Origin of the sequence: Megasphaera sp. AF13-6AC, assembly GCF_027685385.1 — a bacterium.
GTDB classification, from domain to species: domain Bacteria; phylum Bacillota; class Negativicutes; order Veillonellales; family Megasphaeraceae; genus Megasphaera; species Megasphaera micronuciformis.
The window spans coordinates 1-5,931 of record NZ_JAQCUN010000084.1; the positions used below are offsets into that span (position 1 = coordinate 1).

9 protein-coding genes are annotated in these 5,931 nt (G+C 47.9%); all 9 read right to left on the reverse strand.

What is annotated here, in order from left to right; genetic code table 11:
• On the reverse strand, positions 1-833 hold an 833-nt coding region (gene xseA, locus PGX78_RS05685; protein ID WP_270445832.1), incomplete at its 3' end, for an exodeoxyribonuclease VII large subunit.
• Entirely contained in the window at positions 833-1,792 is a 960-nt protein-coding gene (locus tag PGX78_RS05690; RefSeq protein ID WP_270445833.1) for a peptidase, read from the reverse strand. The genes xseA and PGX78_RS05690, both read right to left, overlap by 1 nt.
• Complete coding sequence (gene nusB / locus PGX78_RS05695) at positions 1,792-2,322, reverse strand: transcription antitermination factor NusB (protein WP_270445834.1); 531 nt, start codon at positions 2,320-2,322, stop codon at positions 1,792-1,794. Before nusB ends, PGX78_RS05690 begins: the two co-directional genes overlap by 1 nt.
• A 17-nt stretch (positions 2,323-2,339) precedes the next feature.
• A complete protein-coding gene (locus PGX78_RS05700; RefSeq protein ID WP_270445835.1) occupies positions 2,340-2,642 on the reverse strand; it encodes an Asp23/Gls24 family envelope stress response protein in 303 nt (100 codons plus the stop codon).
• Between the two features lie 4 nt (positions 2,643-2,646).
• Positions 2,647-3,006, reverse strand: a complete 360-nt coding sequence (locus PGX78_RS05705; RefSeq protein ID WP_270445836.1) for an Asp23/Gls24 family envelope stress response protein — start codon at positions 3,004-3,006, stop codon at positions 2,647-2,649.
• Positions 3,007-3,066: 60 nt separating this feature from the next.
• Positions 3,067-3,624, reverse strand: coding sequence for an elongation factor P (gene efp / locus PGX78_RS05710; RefSeq protein WP_006943199.1), 558 nt, complete (start codon positions 3,622-3,624; stop codon positions 3,067-3,069).
• 13 nt (positions 3,625-3,637) lie between these two features.
• On the reverse strand, positions 3,638-4,705 hold the full coding sequence (locus PGX78_RS05715) for a M24 family metallopeptidase (RefSeq protein ID WP_270445837.1): 1,068 nt from the start codon (positions 4,703-4,705) through the stop codon (positions 3,638-3,640).
• 96 nt (positions 4,706-4,801) lie between these two features.
• Entirely contained in the window at positions 4,802-5,515 is a 714-nt protein-coding gene (locus PGX78_RS05720; RefSeq protein ID WP_270445838.1) for a pseudouridine synthase, read from the reverse strand.
• A gap of 10 nt (positions 5,516-5,525) precedes the next feature.
• On the reverse strand, positions 5,526-5,931 hold a 406-nt coding region (locus tag PGX78_RS05725), incomplete at its 5' end, for a histidine phosphatase family protein (RefSeq protein WP_270445839.1).

Below are 5,931 nucleotides of genomic sequence, written 5' to 3' on the forward strand. Positions count from 1 at the left end.
CCGGCCGTTTCCGTCAGAGCGGCTATTTGCAATTGTATATCCGTAAATGAAGGAAATGCCAGCTCCGCCGCATGTGTGGGGGTCGCCGCTCGCACATCGGCTGCATAATCGACGAGAGTAGTATCCGTCTCATGTCCGACAGCCGTAATAATAGGCACTTGCGTATTATACACGGCCCGAACGACGGCCGGATCATTAAAGCACCACAAGTCTTCCATGGAACCGCCGCCGCGGGCCAGAATCAAAACATCCAAATCACGATTCTTCCCCGCCTCTTCAAGGGCCTTAACCAATTTAGGTGCAGCTCCGTCTCCTTGAACAGGCACGGGATATAAAACGACCTCTATATATTCGTTACGTTCCGCACGAATTTTTTGTATATCGTGAAGAACTGCGCCCGTAGCCGATGTCAATACACCGACCTTCCAGGGGAAGCGAGGCAATTCTTTCTTGTTATCCTTGTCAAAATATCCTTGAGCATACAGCTCGGCCTTATTTTTCTCATACTGTTGTTGCAGATTCCCTACGCCTTGAGAAAAAAGCCTCTCAATAATAAAAGAAAAGGTACCTCCTTTTTCGTACACGTTGACTTCTCCCGTCACGACAACGCGATCGCCTTCTTTTACAGTGCTCATCATCGTGCCGGCACGATTACGAAAAAGGACAGCTCTGATAGAAGCCTTATCGTCATGAATGTTCATATACCAATGTCCGGTAGATGCCCGTTTCAAGCCGATAATATTGCCTTCCATAGCCACATTTTTCAAACGAAAATCATGTTCCAAGTCTTCTTTTATTCTACCTACAACGGTCGACACACTGTCATAGTTCATCATATACCCGCCTTATGGTACTCCCGTAAAGCCTTAAAGGCCGCCCCGCTTGCATTATCGGCACTGAATCCCTGCGGTGCCGGTATAAATTCAATTCGGCGTCTACGCATAGCCGCTTCGACGGAAGTCCGTAAAAAGTTGTTTTCCATCACACCGCCCACAGCAACAACCGTCTTATACTCGTTTCCTGCCAATGCGGTATCCAGTAATTCTAAAATGCCGTTCAAAACCGTATGCATAGTTTGTGCACAAATGATCTCACAACTCGTCTCCCCGGCCGTAATCAGACGCTGTATATGTGATTCCCGCCCTGAAAAGCTGATACTGCCGTCCCTATGCCAGACCGGAAACCCGTTGACCGCTCCCAACGCTGTCAGAGACTGCCTATCCACGTATTTCCCGGCCGGAAACGGCAGTCCCAAAGCAACGCCGACACGGTCGATAAACTGTCCCGCACTGATATCCGTCGTGCCGCCTATACGAGTAATTACGGTACTGTCACCATCAGTCTCAACCCTTAATATATCTGTCGTGCCGCCGGAAAGATGAAGGGCACAGTACGGCTCTTTGGGTTCCTTTCCTACGGTTCTCCAGGCGGCCAAAAGGTGATTTTCCTGATGACTCAGCCTATATAACGGAACGTTAAGCATAGCCGCCAATGAGCGAGCACAACCGAGTCCGCTTAAAAAAGCGGGCATATACGAATCGTCACGCCGCCGCGGCTTATCCGTTACGGCGACGGCGCATACCGTATTGCCCGCCACATAAGATGCGATTTTTTCCGTTAACTCCGGTAAATTTCGCACATGTTGATATACCATTTCCGACTGCGAGAGTCCCCGTTTTCCTTCGGGTACGGTCAAGATGCGACGTTCATCGGCAAGAACAGCCGCCTGTTCATCCAACAGGCACAATGAAGTTGTATAACAGCTGGTATCAATTCCCAGATATACCTTCATTATTCGTGTGTCCTCGCATAGGCACCCAAAATACCGTTTACGAATTTGGAGGAGTCCGCCCCGCCGAACTGTTTAGCCAAGAGCACTGCTTCATTTATAATAATGGCTGATGCCAATTTTTCCTTAGGGTATACGAACTCACAAAAAGCCATTTTCATAATGGTTTTATCGGCCTTGTTCATTTGCCTCAAATCCCAACCTTTGGCATATGTACGAATAAGATCATTCAGTTCTTCGCCATGCTCGGAAACGGTGGACACAAGATATTCACAATAAGAGTTCGTGTCGTTTTCGCTGTTATCTTCAGCCGCTTCACTAAGAACCTCGTTCTCGCTTTCAAAGGGCACGGCATGTGCATCCAAACAATCGGCCGTGACCGTCTCTACTGTTGCGGCACTCTCTATCGGTTCTTTTTCATCCTCCGCATAACCGAGGATTTCCGTTTCACTGTATTGAATATCATTTGTATCGTGAAATTCTCGGGAAAAAAGAATTTCCAATGCTCTCCGGCGTGCTGTATGTCTGCTCACGCTATCCTCTCCTTGCCTTACACCGTCCGGTGTGCAATCATATCTTCTATAGTTACGTCGACAGTTACCTTATCGGGGCCGATCATATCTTTTACAGCCTGCGCCGTATGATGCTGAACGGCCAGAGCCAACTCACGCATTTGTGCCTCCGGCAACGCTGTCAGACGTATGGCCACGGCCAATTCATCTTCCTTAGGGTGTACACTTACATGTATCTTACGGTTCGCAGCTACACCGGTCGTACCGGCCACGGCCGTACGAACAATTTTTTCCATTGCCGATTGAGAAACCGTATATACCTTCTCTTCATTTGTTTCCATTCTATCAACCTTCTTCTGTTGCCGGTCGGTCATATAAAATATCCTGAACGATAATGTGAACAGCCGACACTTCATAGCCGCATCGGGATTCAACGGCTCCTTTCACAACCTGTTGAACCTCAATGGCTACATCCGGAATGCGAATACCGTACCGAACAACCAATCGCACCGTTAATTCAACCGTAGTCCCGTCCGTTTTGATATCTATGCCGCGAGGCGAAGAAGAACGGCCGAATTTTTCCGCAAAGGAAGCGGCCGGTCCGACAACACCTTTTACAGCCAAGGCAGCTTCAACCGCTATACCGGCAATAACCTTGTCGGCAATGTGAACAGCTCCCAATTCGTTATATTCCGTCGTCATCATAAAAGATACTCCATGAACAAAAAGCGATGAGAGGCTCATCGCTTTTTATCGTTTCTTTACTTATGCACGCCCCGTGTACTGACCGGTTCTCGTGTCGATTGTCAACAATTCGCCTTCGTTAATGAAAAGAGGCACCTTAACGACATATCCCGTTTCCAACGTAGCCGGCTTGCTACCGCCCGTAGCCGTATCGCCGCGAACGCCCGGATCCGTTTCAACAACACGAAGTTCAACGGTTGCGGGTAAGTCAATTCCGATTACCTTGCCTTTGAACATCATGACGGATACATTCATTTCTTCTTTGAGGAAGTTTACTGCCGAGCCGAGTGCATCTTTATTGAGCTCAATCTGTTCATACGATTCGTTGTCCATGAATACGTACATTCCGTCCGATTCATAGAGGTATTGCATCTGACGGCGATCAACACGACCTTCCTGTACTTTTTCGCCTGCATTCCATGTGCGTTCTACAACAGCACCGGTTTCGAGGTTTTTAATTTTAGCACGTACAAAAGCGGCCCCTTTGCCGGGCTTTACATGCTGAAATTCCACAACCTGCCAAACCTGACCGTCAATTTCAATGGTAACGCCCGGTCTGAAATCATTACTTGTAATCATACACAATCTCCTCCTAAAACAACTCCGTTAATTCTTTCGATGTTGTCGTCAATATTTCACAGCCCTCTGCTGTTACGACAAGGGAGTCTTCAATACGCACTCCGTACTTGCCTTCTATGTACAGCCCCGGTTCTACCGTGACTATCATATTCTCTTTCAATACTCCCTGAGAGCGAGGTGACAGAACAGGTTGCTCATGAATTTCCAACCCCGTTCCATGCCCCAACGCATGGGTAAAGTATTTATCTACACCGTGCTTTGCAAAAAACTGCCGTACAGCTGCATCCGTCTCATAACAGGAGGCACCGCTTTTTACGGCATCCACACCTATGAGCTGAGCTTGCAAAACAAGGTCATAAAAACTTTTTTGTTCCTCCGAAGCTTTACCGCAAACAACGGTTCGCGTCATATCGGAATGGTATCCGTCACAAACGGCACCGAAATCAAAGGTAATAAAATCACCGTTTTCAACGGGCTTATCCGTCGCCGTGCCGTGCGGCATGGACGAACGTTTCCCTGAGGCCACAATAGTATCGAAGGATTTTTCTTCCGAACCGGCCAAAAGCATCTTGCTTTCCAACAAAGCCGCTAATTGTCGTTCCGTAACGCCCGGACGAATATGGGGCAAAAGCTCCGCAAATGCCATGTCGGCAATACGTGATGCCCGTCGTGTCGCTTCGATTTCATACGTTTCTTTTACGGCTCTTAGTTCCTGTAAGGACACGGCTTCAAAGTACAATTCGTCTTCCTGAGCCATACTTTCAAAGAAAGAATGCGTCATGAAATCCCGTTCATACCCGACAGCTCCCGCTCCGTCTTCTATCAACACGGAAACGGCGGAGAAAGCCAATCGACCGCCATGATTCATAACGGTAATCTTCTCAGTACATTCGTCGACAGCCTGTTCAATATACCGCGAATCGGTCCATAAAATAACTCGTGACGGCGTCAGGACCAAGGCCCCTTCCCCGCCGGTAAAGCCGCTGAAGTATTTGAGATTTTCAGGTTGTAACATAATGACGGAATCTAAAGTATGATTCTGAAGAAAACGGCGTAAAGCCGCTATTCTTTCCATTGTCATAATATCACCTTATTTCTGTTCGACTAACGACAATAATACCATATAAACAAGGCTTTGACCAGTTATTTACACGTTAAGAAGGACGTTTTTACAATTTTACAAATCTCCTGTTGAAAGAAGAGGCAGGTCGATTTCCTCTCGAGTCAACTTTCTGTATTCTCCGGCCTTCAAATCCTTGTCCAAAGCCAGACCGCCGATACGACTGCGGTGCAATGCCGTCACGACAAGCCCGACGGCACTGCACATACGCTTTACTTGATGGAACTTTCCCTCACAAACGGTAATTTGCAGTCGACCCTCAGCTATTTTTTCAGCCCGTGCGGGTAAGCATTCCAACCCGTCTTCCAAAACAATTCCGGCGGCAAAGCGTTCTCCCACGTCATCGGGAATAAGTCCTTCCACCTGAGCCTCATAAACTTTCGGCACGTGCTTTTTAGGTGAAATCACCTTATGGGCCCATGTACCGTCATTACTCAGTAAGAGAAGTCCTGTCGTATCTATGTCCAAGCGACCTACAGGTGCTACCCGAGAAGCGGCATAACGGGACGGCAAAATATCCAATACGGTCCGAACTCTGCTATCCTGAGTTGCCGAAACGACACCGGCCGGCTTATGCAGCATCAAATACGAAACCGCTTCATATTCCACCTTCTCACCGGCTACGATTACAGTAGCCCCTTCATCCACTTTTACGGAACTGTCTCGAACGATCTCTCCGTTTACCGTTACATCCCCGTTTTTGCACAAACTCTTAATTTCTTTTCTCGTACCGTATCCCGAATGGCCGAGCAATTTATCCAAGCGAATCATGGGTTTCTCCTTATAGTCCGATCATGGTCGACCACTGCTTTTGGACTTCCGCCATCTGTTCCAAATGGCGCGTCGAATTCATGACCGTCATGACATTGCGTTCGCCGTAATACTCAATGACGTTGACAGCCGTATTAAACTGTTGGAAACACCAAATCCGAGTCAGTCGCAATCCCAACAACCCGAAAAGAAGGCACCGAATCGTCGCCCCGTGAGATGCTATAAATACGGTATCTCCGTCTTTATGGTCGGCTAAAATTTCCTGTACCTTCTTTAAGGAGCGCATCTCCACTTCTTCGAAAGATTCTCCGCCGGGAGCTTTCATCTTTCCTTCAGACGCATAAAAATCTTCAATCATTCCGGGCCAGCCGGATGTAATCTCATCGTAGCGATGACCTTCCCACTCACCGAAGTTG

What these genes read in the sequence shown, in the direction of transcription:
- PGX78_RS05690 (WP_270445833.1), bottom strand. Translation starts at nt 1,792, where the DNA reads ATGAAGGTATATCTGGGAATTGATACCAGCTGTTATACAACTTCATTG.
- PGX78_RS05700 (WP_270445835.1), bottom strand. Translation starts at nt 2,642, where the DNA reads ATGGAAACAAATGAAGAGAAGGTATATACGGTTTCTCAATCGGCAATG.
- PGX78_RS05705 (WP_270445836.1), bottom strand. Translation starts at nt 3,006, where the DNA reads ATGATGACGACGGAATATAACGAATTGGGAGCTGTTCACATTGCCGAC.
- efp (WP_006943199.1), bottom strand. Translation starts at nt 3,624, where the DNA reads ATGATTACAAGTAATGATTTCAGACCGGGCGTTACCATTGAAATTGAC.
- PGX78_RS05715 (WP_270445837.1), bottom strand. Translation starts at nt 4,705, where the DNA reads ATGACAATGGAAAGAATAGCGGCTTTACGCCGTTTTCTTCAGAATCAT.
- PGX78_RS05720 (WP_270445838.1), bottom strand. Translation starts at nt 5,515, where the DNA reads ATGATTCGCTTGGATAAATTGCTCGGCCATTCGGGATACGGTACGAGA.